This is a genomic window from Paenibacillus thermotolerans (assembly GCF_028745515.1).
GTDB classification, from domain to species: domain Bacteria; phylum Bacillota; class Bacilli; order Paenibacillales; family YIM-B00363; genus Paenibacillus_AE; species Paenibacillus_AE thermotolerans.
This window is the reverse complement of record NZ_JAQZSG010000003.1, coordinates 19,589-37,469: the sequence shown is the minus strand read 5'-3', so window position 1 is coordinate 37,469 and position 17,881 is coordinate 19,589. Positions and strand designations below refer to the sequence as shown.

Sequence of the window (17,881 nt, the reverse complement as noted above, 5' to 3'; positions counted from 1 at the left end):
GGTGGTGTGGAAGTAGCTGATCGGAACGTATTTATTTGAGTGCGGCAGGCGTATCTTGAAGTAATGTTGGCGGATATAACGGATCGCGAGGTACTTATTGCTGAAAATGCGGCGGCGGTGCGGGGAATAGCGGATCAGAAGGTATTTATTTGGGTGCGGCGGGCGTCTCTTGAGGTGATGTTGGCGGATAAAACGGATCGCAAGGTACTTATTGCTGAAAATGCGGCGGCGGTGCGGTGGATAACGGATTGGCTGGTATTTATTTGAGTGCGGCAGGTGTATCTTGAGGTGATGTTGGCGGATATAACGGATCGCGAGGTACTTATGTGTTGAAAATGCGGCGGCGGTGCGGGGAATAGCGGATCGGAAGGTATTTATTTGGGTGCGGCGGTCGTATCTTGAGGCAATGTGAGCGGATATAACGGATCGCGAGGTACTTATGTGTTGAAAATGCGGCGGCGGTGCGGGGACTAGCGGATCGGAAGGTATTTATTTGGGTGCGGCGGACGTATCTTGAGGCAATGTGAGCGGATAAAACGGATCGGGAGGTACTTATGTGTTGAAAATGCGGCGGTGGTGCGGGGAATAGCGGATCGGAAGGTATTTATTTGGGTGCGGCGGACGTATCTTGAGGCAATGTGAGCGGATAAAACGGATCGGGAGGTACTTATGTGTTGAAAATGCGGCGGTGGTGCGGGGAATAGCGGATCGGAAGGTATTTATTTGGGTGCGGCGGACGTATCTTGAGGCAATGTTGGCGCATATAACGGATCGCAAGGTACTTATGTGCTGAAAATGCGGCGGCGGTGCGGGGGATAACGGATCGGAAGGCATTTATTTATAGGAAAGTATGCTATATGGGTGCGGCCGTCAAAAATGACGGCCGTTTCGTAATTTAAGTGGAAGAATTTCCAATCTTGTTTAAGCAGCCCATATACAAAATGATCAATAAAATGGTCGTATATCCATTCGGATTGCCGAACTAAACCTTCATTGGTAAAGCCTAATTTTTCAGGGATGGCCCTGCTTTTTATCATTATTCCGTTCCCTTGATACGGTTCTCCCAACCAATAGCCTATACTGGTCTTCTTGTTTGCCCAATCAATCGAATGATGTCCGATACAGCCCGCAATTTTTCCTCTATACCATATTCCTGCGTTGAAACCGTAATTAAATGCATATAGTTTCTGACAATAATCAATAAACGACCTCGTATTCTCTACTTCTTTCGTGCCGTCAACCCAAGGGAGCCGCTCGCGAATATAATGCCTGGAACGATCCGTAAGCAGAAATAAGCTCTCGGCATCACTCGGCTCTAGTAATTTGAGAACAATATATCTGTCTACCTTCAGAAACATAATCATTTATCACCTTCTCCCGCTGTTGAATTTATTATAAACAACAATCTTGTTCGAAAAAGGAATAACCGGCATATCCGCGAATAAAGCATAAACAAGAATTGAGGCGATATTGACAGTTGAAAGGGGAGATTGAAGTTGCTGCACGATCCGATGGTATTGAGCCGGGACAAAATCGAATTTTACCGGGAGAACGGATTTGTACAAGTGGATAACGTCATTACCAAGGATGAAGTGGAGGAGCTGCGCAGCTATTTGTTTGAAGTGATGAACGGCGGCGCCGCCCGTTCCGTCCAAACGGACCGGGAGGAAGGCGCGTATTACAAGGTGCTGAACCAACGGGTAAACACATGGAGAGATCACGGCGGAATCGCGAAATTTGTACTAAGCCGCCGATTTGCGGACCTGGGGAAGCAACTGACCGGCGCCGAAGGAATTCGTTTGTTCCACGACCATGCGCTATACAAAATGCCGGGAGACTCCAAGCCGACGCCGTGGCACCAGGACTGGCCTTACTGGCCGATGAACGAAACGGGCGCCTTCTCCATGTGGCTTGCCCTCGACGATGTGGACGAAACGAACGGCTGCATGATGTTCGTCCCCAAAAGTCAAAAAATTAAAAACTTGAAGGGCATCAGCCTCGTGACCCCCGAGGATATTTTCGCATTGGAGGGTGCGAGGGAGGCGGACCGCAACACCGCGGCAATCGTACGGATGAAGGCGGGCAGCTGTACGTTTCATGACGGACTCACGTTTCACTATGCCCATGCGAACCGAACGGACCGGCCGCGCAGGGCGCTTGCCGTCATTTATATGCCGGACGGTACGACCTACAGCGGGGCGCCGCACATTTGCACGGACGGACAACATTTGCAAAGCGGCGATCCGATCCGGGGCGGTCTGTTCCCGAAGCTTGCATAGCTTCCGCATACCTGCTCAATCAACTTCATACCTTTATTCGTTTCAGCCCGTTTCAACCTCGCGTTGGCGGGCTTTTTCAATACAAACGAAGAGAAACATAAACCTCGATTTTTGAAAACCAACATTTTCAAAAATAATCCAACAGCTTCGACACGACCCGAGGAATTTTTTAAAAATTTGGCGACTATAATATTCCCAACTCCATTGAAAGGGCTTACAAGTTCTTTTATCCATTGGGGGTGGACGCATTGGAAAAGCTAATGCTCAGAAATTACTTGGAGGAGCCGCATTGCATTCCTTTCTGGATCCGCCGCACGATTCATACGAAGGATAATGCTCCGAGCATGCACGTTCACGATTTTGTAGAGCTGGTCTACATTGTGAGCGGAAACGGAAAGCATATGTTCGAGAATGACAGCTACGACATTCGCGGTGGCGACGTTCTCTTCATCAACCCCGGCGAAGCCCATACGTACCAATTGTCGGAAGGCGAATCGCTGGAAATCGTCAATTGCCTCTTCGTTCCGGACCTCGTTCAACACACTTGTTTACACGGCTTGGGTATTTCCGATTCGGCGGACTTTTGCTATATGAAGCCGTTCCTAAGCACTCATCAGCACTTCAACCATCGCCTCCAATTAGACGGAGAAGGCGCTTCAAGAGTATTGCATTTGTTGGACGACATGATCCGCGAGTATGAAAAGCACGAGTCCGGTTATTCGACGATGCTGCGGATCAAGCTGTTGGAGCTGCTTGTGCTTCTGTCGCGCTATTTTACAAAAAAAACGAGCCTTAACCCGAGAAGCAACGGAAAGAAGCTGTTGATTCAGCGAATCATCGGGTATTTAAACCGCAACTACGAGAAGAAGCTTTCCATCAATTTGCTGAGCGATTTGTTCAATCTTAGTCCGAGGCAGCTGAATCGCGTGTTTAAGGAAGAGACGGGCATGACCATTTTTGAAATGATCCATAACATTCGCGTGGAGAAAGCGAAGCAGCTTTTGTCGGAATCCGACGAAAAGGTGATAACGATCGCCGGAAATATCGGGTATGAAGACCCCGCTTTCTTTAACCGCCTGTTTCAGCGCAAAGTAGGTTGTCCCCCTGGAAAGTACCGCGAAATTGCGCAGAAGGAATATCGAATACCTTAGCGCGGAATCCGGAAATCGGGATGTCTATATAAGCTATGATTTTTGCGATATCCGCAATGAAAGGCCGGAAAAGCGTGTGTTACTGTGATTGTAGCTTTGAATTTCCATACCAAGAACAGGAGGCTCTCCATGAAAAGGGTGTTCACGGTATTACTCATGCTATCGTTAATACTCCTCAGCTTGGCCGGTTGCTTTGGCGGTTCTGAAAGCGGTTCCAACACCGGCGATCCGGGCACGCAAACAAACGATCCGGCGGATGAGGGGACAGATCCGGTAGGCAGCGGAGGAGGGGGAGGCGAAGAACCGCAGGTAGACCTCGGTTCGATCGAGTTCCATCAAGCGCCGATGCTTGACTCTATGGGCCTGCCTCCGGTAAAGGACCGTCTTCCGAAAAATCCGAAGCTGACGAACGAAATGCCGCTTACGATGCTCGATTACGAGATCGGCACCTACGGCGGGACGCTTCGGACCGTAACCTCGGCGATCGATTGGGATGCAGACGTATTCGTGATGAACAACGAACCGCTGCTGAACACGCCGGGCATTCTGGGCGAGGAAATTACCGGAAACGTACTGGAAGGGTACGAGGTCAACGATCAGCAAACGGAATTCACGTTCCACATGCGCGAAGGGCTCAGATGGTCCGACGGCGAACCGGTGACGGTCGAGGATGTCCGCTTTACGGTCGAGGATTTCTTAATGAACGAGGAGCTTACGCCCGTATTCCCGGTATGGCTTAGAGACGGAGGCGAAGCGTCCGGCAAGCCTTTCCAGTTTGAAATTGTGGACGATTTCACGTTCAAGCTCAAGTTCAATTCGCCGTACGGCGGTTTGCCGATTCGGTTTGCGATCCAAGGGTGGCGCGGCTATACCGAGCTGATCAAACCGGCTCACTATTTAAAGCAGTTCCACAAAAAGTATGCGGACCCGGATGTGCTTGCAGCGGAAATCAAGAAAGCCGGGTTCGAGCCGGAGGAATGGCCGGCGTTCTTCAACGATAAAGACATTACGAACTGGGATTTGACGAACCCGAAGGCACAAGGCTTCCCGGTGCTTTATCCTTGGGTATTTAAGCAAAAAACGGAAACGACGGCGATTTTCGAGCGCAATCCGTACTACTTCAAGCTCGATGCGCAGGGCAACCAGCTTCCTTACATCGACCGAATCGAGAGCACGCTGGTGCAGGATATCGAAATCGTAACGTTGAAGGCGATTGCCGGAGAAGTGGATTTTATGCGCGAATCGGCAGCGCTCGTCAAGATGCCGCTCTATAAGGAGAACGAGGAAAAAGGCGGATATACGACATTGATGGCGAAGATGCACGTAACGCCTACCGATATTTTCCTAAACTTGACGTATAACGACGATACATGGAAGAGCGTCGTCCAAGACAAACGGTTCCGTCAGGCGCTGAATTACGCGATCGATCGGGACGAAATTATCGATTCCATCTATTACGGCTTTGCGGAGCCTTCGCTCATCCTCGACAACACATTCGATCTGGATGCGGGCAATAAGCTGCTCGACGAAATGGGCATGAAAAAGGGTACGGACGGCTTCCGGACGGCGCCGAACGGCAATCCGTTCTCGATCCCGTTCGAGGTCGGCGCACAGGCGCCGGACATCGTACCGCTGACGGAGCTCATTGTTGAAATGTGGCAGCAGCTCGGCTTGAAGGTGACGATGAAGACGATCGACCAGGCGCTTTGGAGCACGAGGAATAACGCCAACGAGCTGCAGGCGACCATGATATGGACACATACCCCGTTATGGTACATGGGAGACTGGGGCCAAGGAAACTGGGGCCGCCTCTGGCTCGATTTCCGGGACAGCGCCGGAACGAAGGGCGAACAGCCTCCGAAAGACGTACAAAAGCTGTACGATTTGATGACGAAAGTGTCAACCGCCCCGCCGGAAGAAGGCAAAGCGGCCATCGACGAGCTGAAGCAAGAAATCAAGAACAATGTTTGGTACTTCCCTCATATCGGCAACGTGACGCAGCCGATCATCATCAACAAAAATTTGGGCAACGTCTCCGATAAAGGGTTTGCCATTGCCGCCAACTTCAGCGGAGAGCAGTTCTTCTTCAAAAAATAACACCGGTGAGACGGTATAGGCAGCTCGTCTGCCTATACCTTCGCACTTTTACAACGGTTCAGTTCCTAAGGAGCGTGAGGGGATGTTATCGTATATCGGACATCGTGTGCTGCAGCTCATACCGCTGCTGATCGCCATCACCATCATCGTGTTTATGATTATCCAGCTGCCGCCCGGCGATTATTTGACGACTTACATCTCGCAATTGGAGCAATCGGGCTCCGACGTGGACGAGAGCATGGTGCTTCGGTTAAAACAGCAATACGGGCTGGATAAATCGATGCCTGAGCAATATTTCATCTGGATGAAAAACATCGTTACCAAGGGGGATTTCGGCCGCTCCTTCCAGTGGAATCAGCCGGTGTCGGAGGTGATCGGGGACCGGCTGGCCATGACGATGGCGGTATCGTTGTTTACGCTGCTGTTTATGTGGCTGATCGCGGTGCCGATAGGCATTTACTCCGCCACGCATCAGTATTCGCCGGCGGATTACTTGTTTACGTTCCTTGCCTTTATCGGCTTGGCCGTACCGGGATTTTTGCTGGCGCTGCTGTTCCTATATTTCATCTTTGTGAATACGGGGGCTGTGCTAACCGGCCTGTTCAGCCCCCAGTTCCAGGACGCGCCGTGGACGATGGCGAAATTTCTCGACTTTTTAAACCACCTATGGCTCCCGATCTTTGTGATCGGCAGCGGCGGTATGGCCGGATTAATGCGGATTACGAGAGGAATGCTGCTTGACGAGCTGCAGAAGCAATATGTCATTACGGCGCGCGCCAAAGGCTTGGGCGAGAAGCGGCTGCTGTTTAAATACCCGGTGCGCATGGCATTCAACCCGCTCATCAGTACGATCGGCTGGATGCTCCCGGCGATCGTTTCGGGGGAAGCGATCGTATCGATTGTCTTGAATATGCCGACGATCGGTCCGATCATGCTGCGGGCGCTCATGTTCCAAGACATGTACCTGGCGGGAAGCTTCTTGCTCATCGTCAGTGTGCTGACGGTTATCGGAACGCTGATATCCGATCTGCTGCTTGCCGTTATCGATCCTAGAATCCGGTTTGGAGGGGTGCAGGAATGAACACCGTTCCGGGACGTTCCAATAATCTTTTTTCTCGGTTTCGCAAATCGAATAAACCGAAGGCAGGCGACAATCAGCAGCAATACGAGGTTGCTTCGCAATGGCAGCTCATGTGGTGGAAGTTTAAAAAGCATCGGCTCGCCATGATCGCGGGCGTTTGTCTCATCCTGCTATATTTGCTCGCCGTCTTTTGCGAATTTTTGGCTCCCACGGTTCCGCTCGCGAGATATACCAATTATAAGGAGGCGCCTCCGGCCAGAATTCATTTTTACAGCAAGGAGGACGGCTTTAGCCTGCGACCCTTTGTGTACGACATGAAAAGAGAAGTGGACAAAAAGACGTTCCGGCGCACGTTCGTGGAGGACACCTCCAAAAAATACCCGATTCGTTTTTTTGTAAAAGGAGAGCCGTATAAGTTTTGGGGGCTGTTCAACACCGATATTCACCTGTTCGGAACCGGCATCAAGGACGCTCCCTTGTTCCTGATGGGGACCGATGAGCTCGGCCGCGACTTGTTCAGCCGGGTATTGTACGGGTCGCGGATTTCTCTGTCCTTCGGCTTGCTCGGCATTACGCTGACGTTAATACTCGGCCTGCTGCTGGGAGGTATATCCGGTTATTTGGGAGGCATTACCGATACGGTCATTCAACGGCTGATCGACCTGATGATCTGCATTCCGACGATTCCGCTTTGGATGGCGCTCGCTGCGGCGCTGCCGAGAGACTGGTCGTCGCTGCAAATCTATTTCGGAATGATCTTGATTTTCTCCGTCATCGGATGGACCGATCTGGCGCGCGTAACCAGAGGCAAGATTTTATCGCTTCGCGAAGAAGACTTCACGATGGCCGCCAGGCTGTCGGGTGCGAGCGATTTCCGGATTATTCGCAAGCATCTGCTGCCGTCGTTTGCCAGTTATATCATCGTCAGCGTTACGATTACGATCCCCGGGACGATATTGGGAGAAACGTCGCTAAGCTTTCTCGGCCTCGGCCTTCAGCCGCCGGTAGTCAGCTGGGGCGTCCTGCTGCAGGATGCGCAAAACATACAAGCGCTGGCGCACCATCCGTGGCTGCTGTGGCCCGCGGCTTTCATCGTAGCAACGGTGCTTTTTTTCAACTTCTTGGGCGACGGACTTCGCGATGCGGCGGATCCTTATAAATAACGGAGGACGGTGAGGCTCACATGCAGCGTTCCGAACAAACGATATTGGAAATCCGGAATTTAAAAACGCACTTTCAATTGGATGAAGGTTTGCTTAAAGCGGTCGACGGGGTGGACCTTACGCTCGACCAAGGGAAAACGCTCGGGATTGTGGGGGAGAGCGGCTGCGGAAAGAGCGTGACCTCTCACTCTATTCTCCGGATCGTACCGAAGACTGCCAAAGTGGAAGGGGAAATATTGCTTCACCGAAAGAAGGGGCAAGGAACGGTCGATCTGGCTAAGCTGAACCCGATGGGCAAAGAAATCCGAGACATTCGCGGCGGGGAAATTTCGATGATTTTTCAGGAGCCGATGAAGGCGTTCTCGCCGATTCATACGATCGGCAATCAAATCATGGAATCGATCATGCTCCACAACGACAAGGACAAAAAGCAAGCGAGGGAAATCGCTTTAGATATGCTGCGGAAGGTCGGCATGTCCAATCCGGAGCAGCGCTTGAACGAATACCCGCATCAGCTGTCGGGGGGCATGCGGCAGCGCGCGATGATCGCCATGGCGCTATGCTGCAACCCGTCCATCTTAATAGCCGACGAGCCGACGACCGCGCTGGACGTTACCGTCCAAGCCCAAGTGCTCTCGTTGATTAACGAGCTGAAGGCTACGATTCAAACCTCCGTCATCTTCATCACGCACGACCTCGGCGTCATTGCCCAAATGTCGGATGAGGTGGCGGTGATGTACCTAGGCGAGGTTGTCGAATATACCGATGTGGATACGCTGTTCCACGGCGCGCGCCATCCGTATACGTCCGCGCTGCTTAAATCGATTCCTTCCGTCAGCAACCGGGACCGAAAACTGGAATCCATCGAAGGGACAGTCCCGATCCCGATCAACAAACCGGCGGGGTGCGGCTTTTACTCGCGATGCAAGAAGGCGCAGGACGGCGTCTGCAACGCGGCGCCGATTCCGATGAAGAGGCTTGGGGACCGCCATTACGTACGCTGCTTGTTTGCGGAAACGAATTAACAAGGGGGCACAAGCATGGATACCAAGCAACCCATCTTGGAAGTCAAATCGATGAAAAAGTATTTCCCGATCAAAAAAGGCTTCTTGAAACAAACGGTCGGTTACGTAAAAGCGGTCGACGACGTCAGCTTTCAAATGTACGAAGGCGAAAACCTCGGGCTGGTCGGCGAGTCGGGCTGCGGCAAGACGACGCTCGGCAGAGCGATCCTTAGGGCGATTGAGCCTACCGATGGAGAGGTGTTGTTCAAGACGAAATCCGGAAACGTCGTCGATGTAACGAGGCTGGACAACCGGAAGCTTCGAGCCATCCGGAGAGACGTCCAAATGATCTTTCAAGACCCGTACTCCTCGTTAAACCCGCGGATGACCGTACTCAATATTGTCGGAGAGCCGCTCATCTGCAACAACATCATGAAGGGCGAGCCGCTAAAGGACCGCGTCCGCGAGCTGATGGAGACGGTCGGACTCGACAGCCGGCACCTGGAGCGCTACCCGCATGCGTTCAGCGGCGGCCAGCGGCAGCGGATCGGGATCGCCCGGGCGCTTGCGACAAATCCGCGGCTGATCGTCTGCGATGAAGCGGTGTCCGCGCTGGACGTTTCCGTGCAAGGGCAAATTATTAATTTGCTGCAAGATTTGCAGGAGCGGTTCGGGCTTAGCTACATCTTCATATCGCACGATTTGGGTGTCATCCAGCACGTATCCGACCGGGTCGGAGTCATGTACGTAGGAAAGATGGTCGAACTGGCCGAGACGGAGCGGTTGTTCGGCAAGCCGAAGCATCCGTATACGGAAGCGCTGCTCTCCGCGAGGCCGATTCCGGATCCGCGCAAGAAAGCTGCCCCCATTCTGCTTAAGGGGGAGGTGGCGAACCCGGCCAAGCCACCGTCGGGCTGCTATTTTCACCCGCGGTGCCGGTATGCGACGGAGCTGTGCAAGAAGGAGGCGCCCGAATTTCAAGAGGTGGAGCCCGGACATTTCGCCGCATGCCACCATGCGAAAGAGCTCGATTTGCAAGGAGCCGCGGAAATATGATCGGAACCGTCCTTTTATTGTCGCTGCTGTTTATCGTCACGCTGGTATGCGGCACCGTGCTGCTGATGAAGCTGTACATTGCGCAAACGATCGGCAAGAAGCATAAAGAATTGGAATCGATTTTAGATACGAGGGACGTGCCGGAGTCATGGCTTCGAAAGGAGAAAGGGGCTTCGTTAATTCACGACCGGCTGGAGAAGCTGGAGCGATATGTCCGCAAAACCCGTCTGGTCGACGGCGAAGAGACGCGATCCTATTTGCTGAGCGAATTGTCGTCAATCAAAGAGGAGTGGATGCGGCGTCATGACATCGAATTTGCAAGAAGCGAATAGAAGAACGCTTTACATCTACAAGGTTGTTTCCCTGGTGCTCACCGCGGGCATCGGGGCGCTCGGATTGCTGATTTGGTTTTACGTGCGGGAATGCGTCATGACGATGCTGATGGTGTTCGGGGCGGACCCATTTTCCTGGAGGGCTGTCGATAACTTCTCTACCATACTGCTCGGTATGCTGTGGCTCACTCTCGTGTTGATCAGTCCGCACCTCATGTTGAAAGGCGGCGCCGGCATCCGGTTCTGGAAACATGCCGCGCTGCTCTTCGGCGTTCTGCTTGCGGTGTTGCTGGTAAGCCAGCTTATTCCTTGGGCTTTAGGCGCTGCCGATCCATCTGCCGGGTCGCTGCTGCTCATGGCGGCGGAAGCCGCCGGCGGTTTGCTGCTGACCGTGTTTTATTTTATAGGGAAATCGGATGGATAGAAATGTCGGATTGGATGCGGCTAGGGCGGCGGCGATCATGCTTGTCTTAATCACCCATGCGTCAACCTTTTTTTTCTTGGATCATTTTGACGTGCTGGCGTTCAGCTATGTGACCGGCTATTACGGAGTGGAACTGTTTTTCGTGCTCAGCGGCTTTTTGATCGGCAACATCCTAATGAAGGAAGTGGTTGAAGGAGGCTCGTGGAAATCGCTGCTACGCTTTTACGTCAGGCGCTGGCTCCGGACGCTTCCGCTTTATTTATTCGTGCTGCTCGTGACGTGGCTGCTGCTGCATAGACCGTTTCACTGGGCTTATCTAGTGTTTCTGCAAAACTTCCACGAATCTGCGCTGAACACGTTTATGCCCGTATCTTGGAGCTTGACGATCGAGGAATGGTTTTATTTTGTCGTTCCGCTTCTGCTGCTTCTGCTTTGCGCCCGGTATTCGGGAAACAAAGGGACGCTGCTGATCGGCTTCTGCCTGTTCATCATGCTCTTAGAGGTTTCGGCCCGTATGTGGGTTGTTATGTCGGACAATCCGGTTTGGGACTACGGAGTGCGGAAAAGTATTCCGCTTCGGATCGACAGCTTGGTTACGGGCGTATTGCTGGCAGCTTTCCAGAGGTATTACCGAAACGTCTATGAGCGCGCGCTGTCAGGCCGGGCGGCGCGGGTTGCAGCAGCAGCCGCCTTAGTGTCGTGCGGTATTATTGTTTTTACCCACATCAAAGCGGGTACGATGGATCAGTCGTTTTTTGCGCGGACGTGGCTGTTCACGATCGTATCCGCTTCGTTTGCGGTATGCATCGCCGGTATGGAGCGCAGCGGCTTCGGCTCCATCGTTAAAGGACGCACGGTAAAAGCCGTAACGTTCCTTAGCGTGACATCGTACGCAGCCTACTTGACGCATTGGGAAATATTTATTTATTATAAGTCGCTAGTGGAGAAGCCTTCGCTTTTATCCAGCGTCTTTTTGTGCGCTTTTGCGCTGGTTGTCGTGTTCGCGGCGTCCTTTTTGCTTCATAAGCTGCTTGAGCTGCCTTTCATGAATGCGAGGGAGCGGCTTCCCGGATTTTTGTCCGGGTCCGCGCGCGGCGAATCGAATCAAGCAAACCGGAATACGGCGCTATAAAAAAGAAAGGGGTACCCGCGAGCCAACGGCGAATACCCCTTCTTTTTATCCTTTCGAATATACGACCGGGAAATGGGCTCCTTGCAAAATTTCGCCTTTGCTCACCTCGACGAACCGGTGCATCGGGTGATTCGCGGTCGGCTCATAACGGGTATGCCCCGGCATATAATGGACCGCGATCGCTCTTCGTTTCAGCTGGGAGCGATTGTGCGGAGAGCCGTGCCATGTGAGACAGTGGTGGTAGCCGACTTGACCTTTCTTGATTTCAAAAGGGACCGCTTCCACCGCGGCGTCATCCGGAAGCAGCTCGGGCTGTTTGTGTATCGGTTTAAAGTCAGCGTCCCACGACAAATACCGTTGCTGGTTGCCCCACTTATGGCTTCCCGGCACCATCCACATGCAGCCGTTCTCGATGACCGCGTCGTCGAGGGCGACCCAGGCGCTGACGAGGTCGGCAGGCTGAATGATCGGCCAAAGCGGATGGTCCTGATGCCAGCCCGTAGGCCCGCCCGAAACCGGCGGCTTGTATTGCACTTGATCATGCCAGATGCGGAGCGTATCCGTCTTGCTGAGCTGCGAAATTTCCTCGCAGATGACGGGATGCTGGGCATGCCGGTAAAATGCGTCGCTCGCCATCCAAATGTTGACGATTTGAACGACCTTTTCCGTCACCGTCATCTTCATATTATCGTAGAGCGAGTCGCTGCCGCCTTCCAGCATATTGCGGTTAAGGACGGGCTTTTTTACCGACTTTCCTTCCATGACCAGATCCAACTCGGCTCGAAGCTCCTCCACTTCTTCGTCGCTTAGCACGACGTCGCCTTTTAAAAATCCGTTTTTTTCGAATTCATTCAGCTGAGCTTGTGTTAACATAGGTTTATCACTCCCTTGAACCAGTTCGGTTGTTGTTGACATCATCTTACAAAAAAGCTGAGACCGGCGTATTTAGACATATTCAAAACAAAATTACAATTTTTCCAGATCGGAAGACAGGCTTTGCCGCCGGGAGGGATTGCCTTGAAAGTAGGGACGCTGACGGATTTGACGCCCGCTTTGAATTTCGCCAGCCGGGCATTCGCGAGGCCGGGCGACCATTGGGGGCCGCGGATCATTCCCGACTGCCAGTTTTTTTATGTCATATCCGGCGAAGCGACGCTCCGGCTCGGACCGGACCATTACCGGGTACTGCCGGGGGAGTGCGTATTTTACGGGCGAAGAAGCCCTCATGTGCTGCGGACTCCTTTGTTTACCGAATATTTCAGCATTCACTTCTCATGGCATGAACCGTCCGCCGCTTCCGTTCATCCCGCTTACGGCCTCCAGGAGGTGGGGGAAGATGAGCTGCAAAACCGCTCTGAGACCTATGTGCTGGAAATTCCGGGGCACGGGACCGTTGCGCTTCCGAACCATTTTTCGCTGCCGGGAATGGAGCCGTTAATGATGCGGATCGTCAAAGAGTATCAGCAGGAATCGCTCGGTTCTCCGTTCTTGCTGAGGGGGCTGTTGATGGAGCTGCTCGCGTCGGTTTTGCGGCAGGTAACGAGGCAGCCTTCAGCCGGTACGGCGGCAAGCAAAATCGAGCCTGCGCTTCATGCGATGAGAGAGCAGCTCGCCAAAAACTGGACCGTATCGGAGCTGGCCAAGCTGTGCGGTTACCATCCCAGCTATTTCACGCAGCTGTTTTTTCAAGAGCTGGGCATCAATCCGAAGCAGTATTTGATCACGGAGCGGATCCGTCTTGCCAAGCAAGCGCTGCTTCGCGGAGAACCGATCGAAACCGTCGCCGAGCGGCTCGGGTACGGGAGCGTTCACTATTTCAGCAACAACTTTAAGAAAGAAACAGGCTTGACGCCGGGCGAATTCAGGCAGACGCCCGTTCATTCCCGGGACCGTTCGGAAGAAAAAGGGTAATGAGCGGGTTATCGTGAATACATATTTGTGAAGTTAAAAAGTTGAAAACACATTGCGAAGGGGAGAGGTACAATGGCGAAAGTAATCGGCAGCGGCAGTTACGTGTATGAGATGAATACGGAATGGGCGCAAGTCCCAAGCTCCGTCAAGCTGGGATACACTCACGGCATCGTCGTCGATGCGGAGGACAATGTTTACGTATTTCATACCAATGAACAGGCGGTGCTGAAATTCGACGAGAACGGCCGCTTCGTATCGTCCTGGGGAGACGAGTTCGCAGGCGGAGCCCACGGTTTTTATTTGCATAAGGAAGGCGATCAAGAGTTTCTTTACATAACGGACACGGCCAGAGGATTGCTTGTCAAAGCGACGACGGGCGGGGAAAAGGCGCTCGAGCTTGGCGCCCCGGATTTGCCGGACGTCTATGACGAACAGCGAAAATACGTACCGACCGATGCGGCGGTTGCCCCGAACGGGGATATTTATGTCACGGACGGCTACGGGCAAAACTGGATTCACCGCTACCGCGCGGACGGAACGTACATCGGTTCGTTCGGCGGAACCGGGAGCGAGCCCGGGAAGCTGGCATGTCCGCATGGCATTTCCTTCGATGTTAGGCGCGGCGAGCCCGAGCTGTATGTGGCGGACCGAAGCAATCACCGCATACAGGTGTTCACGCCGGAGGGCGAGCACAAGCGGTTTATCGACGAAAATATGGATATGCCGTGCAGCTTTTATTTTCACGGGGATGAAATGTACTTCCCCGATCTGCACAGCCGCATTACGATTTTCGATAAAGAAGACCGCTTGATCACACACCTGGGGGAAGACCAGCAAGCATATAAACAGCAGGGCTGGCCGAATCTTCCGCCCGCCTATTTCCGCGGCAACCGGTTCAGCTCTCCGCACGGCGTTTGCGTAGATTCGAAAGGCAACATATATGTGGCGGAGTGGACGGTAAACGGAAGAATTACAAAGCTGACAAAAAAATAACGATCTCAAACAAAAGCGTCCGGACAGCATGAAAAGCTGTTTTCGGGCGCTTCTTTTTTTGAAACTGTCCGAATCGAATATGCAGATGTCCCGATCAACCATGAAGCGCCGGACGCAACTGTTTATCATGTCAGTAGGGAACGTTTCCAAGCAAGCTGCTTTGAATTAAGGAAGAGAGGTGCGGAATGAGGACCCGAATGAACGTAGGCATTCTCGGATTCGCGCACGGTCATGTAAACGGTTACTGCGAGGAATGGGCGAACCGTCCCGAAGACGGCATATCGGTCGTTGCCGGATGGGATCACGATCCGAAGCGGCTTACGGACGCATGCCGCAAATTCGGCTTGGACGCCTGCGATGACGCCGCCTCGCTGCTGGACCGCGCCGACGTCCAAGCGGTCGTTATCGCTTCCGAAACGTCGCTGCATGCGGAATTGGTCGAGCTTGCCGCTTCCAAAGGCAAGGCGATCGTGCTGCAGAAGCCGATTGCGTTGACCGATGCGGAAGCGGAACGGATCGTCGCGGCAGTTAGGCGGTACGGGGTACCGTTCACCATGGCTTGGCAGATGAGGGTGGATCCGCAAAATGCGCAAATGAAGGAGCTGCTTGAAGGCGGCGAGTTCGGCAAGGTGTTCTCCGTTCGCAGAAGGCACGGGCTAGGCGTCGGATTAAGCGCTGATTTTTCTCAGTCTTGGCATGTGGACCCGAAGTACAATCGGGACATTTGGGCGGACGATTCGTCGCACCCGATCGATTTCCTGCATTGGCTGCTCGGCGTGCCGGAAAGCGTGACCGCGGAGGTGGAGTCGTTGTACAATCCGGACATTCCGATGGACAACGGCATCGCCATATTCCGCTACCCGGGAGGACCGTTAGCCGAAGTGAACTGCTCCTTCACCTGCACGGCCGCCGAAAACTCGACGGAAATCGTATGCGAACGCGGAACGATCGTTCAAAATTACGGCGATGCGGTCAGCTGCAATGCGCCGAGGCCGGAAGGAGCGCCGGGGCTCAAATGGTATTTGGCGGGAACCGGGCAATGGACCGCAAGCTCCATAACTACGCCGGACAATCACTTCATGCGCATTAAAGGATTGGCAAAGCCGCTTGCGGATTTTCTGCACGGCGACCGCGAACCGATCGCGACGGCGGAGGAAGGGCGCACCTCGCTCCGAATGGTGCTCGCTACATATGTTTCGTCGAGAGAAGGGCGCAGAGTTTCGTTGAATGATCCGGCGATATCTGAAGTTTGATCATTACAAACCTTAACCCGAAAGGAAGGGCTTATTCATGGCTTTGAAAATCGGAATTGTCGGCATGGGGGGGATCGGCAACCTCCATGCATCCATTTGGAAAAAAGATGAGCTGGCCGATTTGGTCGCCGTTTGCGACGTTGTAAAGGATAAAGCCGATCAGGCGGCGGAACGGTTCGGCGTAAAGGCGTACTACAGCTTGAAAGACATGATCGAAAGCGAACCGGATTTGCAAATCGTCGACGTGACGACAGGCGGCATCGATAACGGAAGCTGGCATTATGAGCCGGCCATGGAGGCGGTCGGTTACGGCAAGCATGTGCTCGTCGAAAAGCCGCTATGCCACGACATCCAAGAGGCGAGGGAGCTTTACGCGCTGGCCGAGAAAAAGAAAGTGTATCTGGGCTGCAACCTGAACCACTATTTCACGGAGCCGGCGCAGAAGGCGAAACAGCTGATGGATAACGGGGAAATCGGAGAGCTCGTATACTGCTTGGCGAAGATGGGCTTCAACGGCGGGGAAGCCGGCTACGGCCTGGCGGGTTCGCCGAAAATCAAAGGCCATCCTTACTTCCATATGAAGGCGTTCCTGACACATCCGTTCAGCGTGATGCGCCACTTCTGCGGCGACATTACGCACATTCAGACGTTCTCCGATACGCCGGGCTTCCGCAGAAACAAAGGCGACGTGATGGTATCGATCAACAGCATCCACGTGAAATTCGCGAACGGCGGTACCGGATACTTGCTCAGCCAGCGCGGCGACGCCGTGTACGGGCTTGGCGGATGGTGGAGTCTTGAGGTCGGCGGCTCGAAGGGGACGTTCACTATCGAAAACTGCGTGGAGAAGCTTTCCTACTGGAAGGCGGAGAAAGGCATCCCGGCGATCAGCGTGCAGCCGGAACCCGAAGTAACCGATTACGGGACGAACGACTTCAACAGCACGTTCGGCAACCGGCTTCATGCATTCCTGGAGGATATTACGAACGGCGTGCCGCGGGAAAATCTTCGTGCCAATGGCAGAGACGCGCTTGCCGTGCTGGAGTATACGTTTGCGGTCATCGAGTCTTACGAGCGCGGCGGCGAGACGGTCCGTCCGCATCGGCTTCCGCCGCTGCACGGCGACCCGTACACGATGCTGTAAGCCGAACGCGTCATGAATTGCGAAACGAGGAGCAAAGGGGAGATACCGTTTGATTAAATTAGGGGTCAACACCGTTCTGTTCAGGCAGTTCGATTTCGCCGCTGCGGCGCGGCATATTGCCCGCTGCGGGTATGACGGCGTCGAAATATCCGCCATTCAAGGCATGTGCGAGCATCTGGATTTGAGCCGCTGGAAGGAACAGAAGAACGAGCTGCGGCAAATCGTGCAGGACAACGGGCTCGAGTTTTTATCGACCGAGGTCGCTTCGTTGAACGAGGAAAGGCTGCTTGTCGCTTTCGAGGCGGCGGCGGAGATCGGCATTCCGATCGTCAACGTAGGACCCGGCGGCAAGAGCGGGGTCGAGGAGGATGTGGCGGCATCGATCGACAACCTTTCGAGATTGGCGGAAAAAGCCGCATCGTTCGGCGTTACGCTATGCGCGAAGGCACACGTCGGCAACGCGATTTACAATACGCCGACGACGCTTCGCGCCATGGAGAGCATATCGTCGCCTGCGTTCGGGATCGATATGGACCCGAGCCATATTCACCGCGCGGGCGAGAACGCCGAAGAGGCGCTTCCCGCCGTGCTGAGCAGAGTGAAGCATATTCACATCCGCGATTGCAAAGGCCGCGAGCAAGGGCCGGGGCCGATCGAACGGCAGGCGTGCGGGCGCGGCGACATCGACTTGTTCGGTTACTGCAAGGCGATGGTCGACGGCGGCTACAACGGTCCGGTCGTGCTTGAAGTGATCGGCGCTTCGGCGGAACATTCGCTTGCGGATGTGTCGATCGTTGCTGCAGAATCTTACGGCTATTTGAATTCGATCTTGAAGCAATTAAACGCCCGATAAGAACAGGA

General features: G+C 53.6%; 17 protein-coding genes and 1 pseudogene. 16 read left to right on the top strand and 2 right to left on the bottom strand.

Features of this window, described 5'->3' with window-relative positions:
• The first annotated feature begins 63 nt into the window (after positions 1 to 63).
• Positions 64 to 267: a hypothetical protein gene (locus tag PT964_RS03765; RefSeq protein ID WP_274361992.1), complete on the top strand. Its 204-nt coding sequence runs from the start codon at positions 64 to 66 to the stop codon at positions 265 to 267.
• 641 nt (positions 268 to 908) lie between these two features.
• Here PT964_RS03765 and PT964_RS03760 read toward each other — a convergent pair.
• Positions 909 to 1,358, bottom strand: a pseudogene (locus PT964_RS03760) (GNAT family N-acetyltransferase); the annotation flags it as partial.
• 138 nt (positions 1,359 to 1,496) lie between these two features.
• Between PT964_RS03760 and PT964_RS03755 the strand changes: the two are divergent.
• From PT964_RS03755 to PT964_RS03710, 10 genes are all read left to right on the top strand, one after another.
• Positions 1,497 to 2,279 carry a phytanoyl-CoA dioxygenase family protein gene (locus tag PT964_RS03755; protein WP_274361991.1) on the top strand — a complete coding sequence of 261 codons (783 nt, stop codon included), beginning with the start codon at positions 1,497 to 1,499 and terminating at the stop codon, positions 2,277 to 2,279.
• A gap of 248 nt (positions 2,280 to 2,527) precedes the next feature.
• Positions 2,528 to 3,430 carry an AraC family transcriptional regulator gene (locus PT964_RS03750; RefSeq protein ID WP_274361990.1) on the top strand — a complete coding sequence of 301 codons (903 nt, stop codon included), beginning with the start codon at positions 2,528 to 2,530 and terminating at the stop codon, positions 3,428 to 3,430.
• 129 nt (positions 3,431 to 3,559) lie between these two features.
• Entirely contained in the window at positions 3,560 to 5,527 is a 1,968-nt protein-coding gene (locus PT964_RS03745) for an ABC transporter substrate-binding protein (protein ID WP_274361989.1), read from the top strand.
• An 82-nt stretch (positions 5,528 to 5,609) separates the two neighbouring features.
• Positions 5,610 to 6,608, top strand: coding sequence for an ABC transporter permease (locus tag PT964_RS03740; RefSeq protein WP_274361988.1), 999 nt, complete (start codon positions 5,610 to 5,612; stop codon positions 6,606 to 6,608).
• Positions 6,605 to 7,771: an ABC transporter permease gene (locus PT964_RS03735; RefSeq protein WP_274361987.1), complete on the top strand. Its 1,167-nt coding sequence runs from the start codon at positions 6,605 to 6,607 to the stop codon at positions 7,769 to 7,771. The genes PT964_RS03740 and PT964_RS03735 overlap by 4 nt, the downstream gene beginning before the upstream one ends.
• 20 nt (positions 7,772 to 7,791) lie before the next feature.
• Positions 7,792 to 8,796, top strand: a complete 1,005-nt coding sequence (locus PT964_RS03730) for an ABC transporter ATP-binding protein (protein ID WP_274361986.1) — start codon at positions 7,792 to 7,794, stop codon at positions 8,794 to 8,796.
• A 15-nt stretch (positions 8,797 to 8,811) separates the two neighbouring features.
• Positions 8,812 to 9,831 (top strand): ABC transporter ATP-binding protein, encoded by a 1,020-nt coding sequence (locus tag PT964_RS03725; protein ID WP_274361985.1) that lies wholly within the window; start codon positions 8,812 to 8,814, stop codon positions 9,829 to 9,831.
• Positions 9,828 to 10,163, top strand: a complete 336-nt coding sequence (locus tag PT964_RS03720) for a hypothetical protein (protein ID WP_274361984.1) — start codon at positions 9,828 to 9,830, stop codon at positions 10,161 to 10,163. Before PT964_RS03725 ends, PT964_RS03720 begins: the two co-directional genes overlap by 4 nt.
• Positions 10,135 to 10,587, top strand: coding sequence for a hypothetical protein (locus tag PT964_RS03715; RefSeq protein ID WP_274361983.1), 453 nt, complete (start codon positions 10,135 to 10,137; stop codon positions 10,585 to 10,587). Before PT964_RS03720 ends, PT964_RS03715 begins: the two co-directional genes overlap by 29 nt.
• Complete coding sequence (locus PT964_RS03710) at positions 10,580 to 11,719, top strand: acyltransferase family protein (protein WP_274361982.1); 1,140 nt, start codon at positions 10,580 to 10,582, stop codon at positions 11,717 to 11,719. The genes PT964_RS03715 and PT964_RS03710 overlap by 8 nt, the downstream gene beginning before the upstream one ends.
• Before the next feature lie 45 nt (positions 11,720 to 11,764).
• Here the strand turns inward: PT964_RS03710 and PT964_RS03705 are convergent, their stop codons facing one another.
• On the bottom strand, positions 11,765 to 12,592 hold the full coding sequence (locus PT964_RS03705; protein ID WP_274361981.1) for a phytanoyl-CoA dioxygenase family protein: 828 nt from the start codon (positions 12,590 to 12,592) through the stop codon (positions 11,765 to 11,767).
• 144 nt (positions 12,593 to 12,736) lie between these two features.
• Here PT964_RS03705 and PT964_RS03700 point away from each other — a divergent pair, with 144 nt between their 5' ends.
• From PT964_RS03700 to PT964_RS03680, 5 genes are all read left to right on the top strand, one after another.
• Positions 12,737 to 13,630, top strand: a complete 894-nt coding sequence (locus PT964_RS03700; protein WP_274361980.1) for a helix-turn-helix transcriptional regulator — start codon at positions 12,737 to 12,739, stop codon at positions 13,628 to 13,630.
• A gap of 72 nt (positions 13,631 to 13,702) precedes the next feature.
• A complete protein-coding gene (locus PT964_RS03695) occupies positions 13,703 to 14,623 on the top strand; it encodes an NHL repeat-containing protein (RefSeq protein ID WP_274361979.1) in 921 nt (306 codons plus the stop codon).
• 197 nt (positions 14,624 to 14,820) lie between these two features.
• Positions 14,821 to 15,876 carry a Gfo/Idh/MocA family protein gene (locus tag PT964_RS03690; RefSeq protein ID WP_274361978.1) on the top strand — a complete coding sequence of 352 codons (1,056 nt, stop codon included), beginning with the start codon at positions 14,821 to 14,823 and terminating at the stop codon, positions 15,874 to 15,876.
• Between the two features lie 37 nt (positions 15,877 to 15,913).
• On the top strand, positions 15,914 to 17,020 hold the full coding sequence (locus tag PT964_RS03685; protein ID WP_274361977.1) for a Gfo/Idh/MocA family protein: 1,107 nt from the start codon (positions 15,914 to 15,916) through the stop codon (positions 17,018 to 17,020).
• 49 nt (positions 17,021 to 17,069) lie between these two features.
• Complete coding sequence (locus tag PT964_RS03680; RefSeq protein ID WP_274361976.1) at positions 17,070 to 17,873, top strand: sugar phosphate isomerase/epimerase family protein; 804 nt, start codon at positions 17,070 to 17,072, stop codon at positions 17,871 to 17,873.
• Positions 17,874 to 17,881: the final 8 nt, after the last annotated feature.

Coding starts and splice junctions, on each gene's coding strand:
- PT964_RS03765 (WP_274361992.1), top strand. CDS start 64: ATGTTGGCGGATATAACGGATCGCGAGGTACTTATTGCTGAAAATGCG.
- PT964_RS03745 (WP_274361989.1), top strand. CDS start 3,560: ATGAAAAGGGTGTTCACGGTATTACTCATGCTATCGTTAATACTCCTC.
- PT964_RS03740 (WP_274361988.1), top strand. CDS start 5,610: ATGTTATCGTATATCGGACATCGTGTGCTGCAGCTCATACCGCTGCTG.
- PT964_RS03735 (WP_274361987.1), top strand. CDS start 6,605: ATGAACACCGTTCCGGGACGTTCCAATAATCTTTTTTCTCGGTTTCGC.
- PT964_RS03730 (WP_274361986.1), top strand. CDS start 7,792: ATGCAGCGTTCCGAACAAACGATATTGGAAATCCGGAATTTAAAAACG.
- PT964_RS03725 (WP_274361985.1), top strand. CDS start 8,812: ATGGATACCAAGCAACCCATCTTGGAAGTCAAATCGATGAAAAAGTAT.
- PT964_RS03720 (WP_274361984.1), top strand. CDS start 9,828: ATGATCGGAACCGTCCTTTTATTGTCGCTGCTGTTTATCGTCACGCTG.
- PT964_RS03715 (WP_274361983.1), top strand. CDS start 10,135: ATGACATCGAATTTGCAAGAAGCGAATAGAAGAACGCTTTACATCTAC.
- PT964_RS03710 (WP_274361982.1), top strand. CDS start 10,580: ATGGATAGAAATGTCGGATTGGATGCGGCTAGGGCGGCGGCGATCATG.
- PT964_RS03705 (WP_274361981.1), bottom strand. CDS start 12,592: ATGTTAACACAAGCTCAGCTGAATGAATTCGAAAAAAACGGATTTTTA.
- PT964_RS03695 (WP_274361979.1), top strand. CDS start 13,703: ATGGCGAAAGTAATCGGCAGCGGCAGTTACGTGTATGAGATGAATACG.
- PT964_RS03690 (WP_274361978.1), top strand. CDS start 14,821: ATGAACGTAGGCATTCTCGGATTCGCGCACGGTCATGTAAACGGTTAC.
- PT964_RS03685 (WP_274361977.1), top strand. CDS start 15,914: ATGGCTTTGAAAATCGGAATTGTCGGCATGGGGGGGATCGGCAACCTC.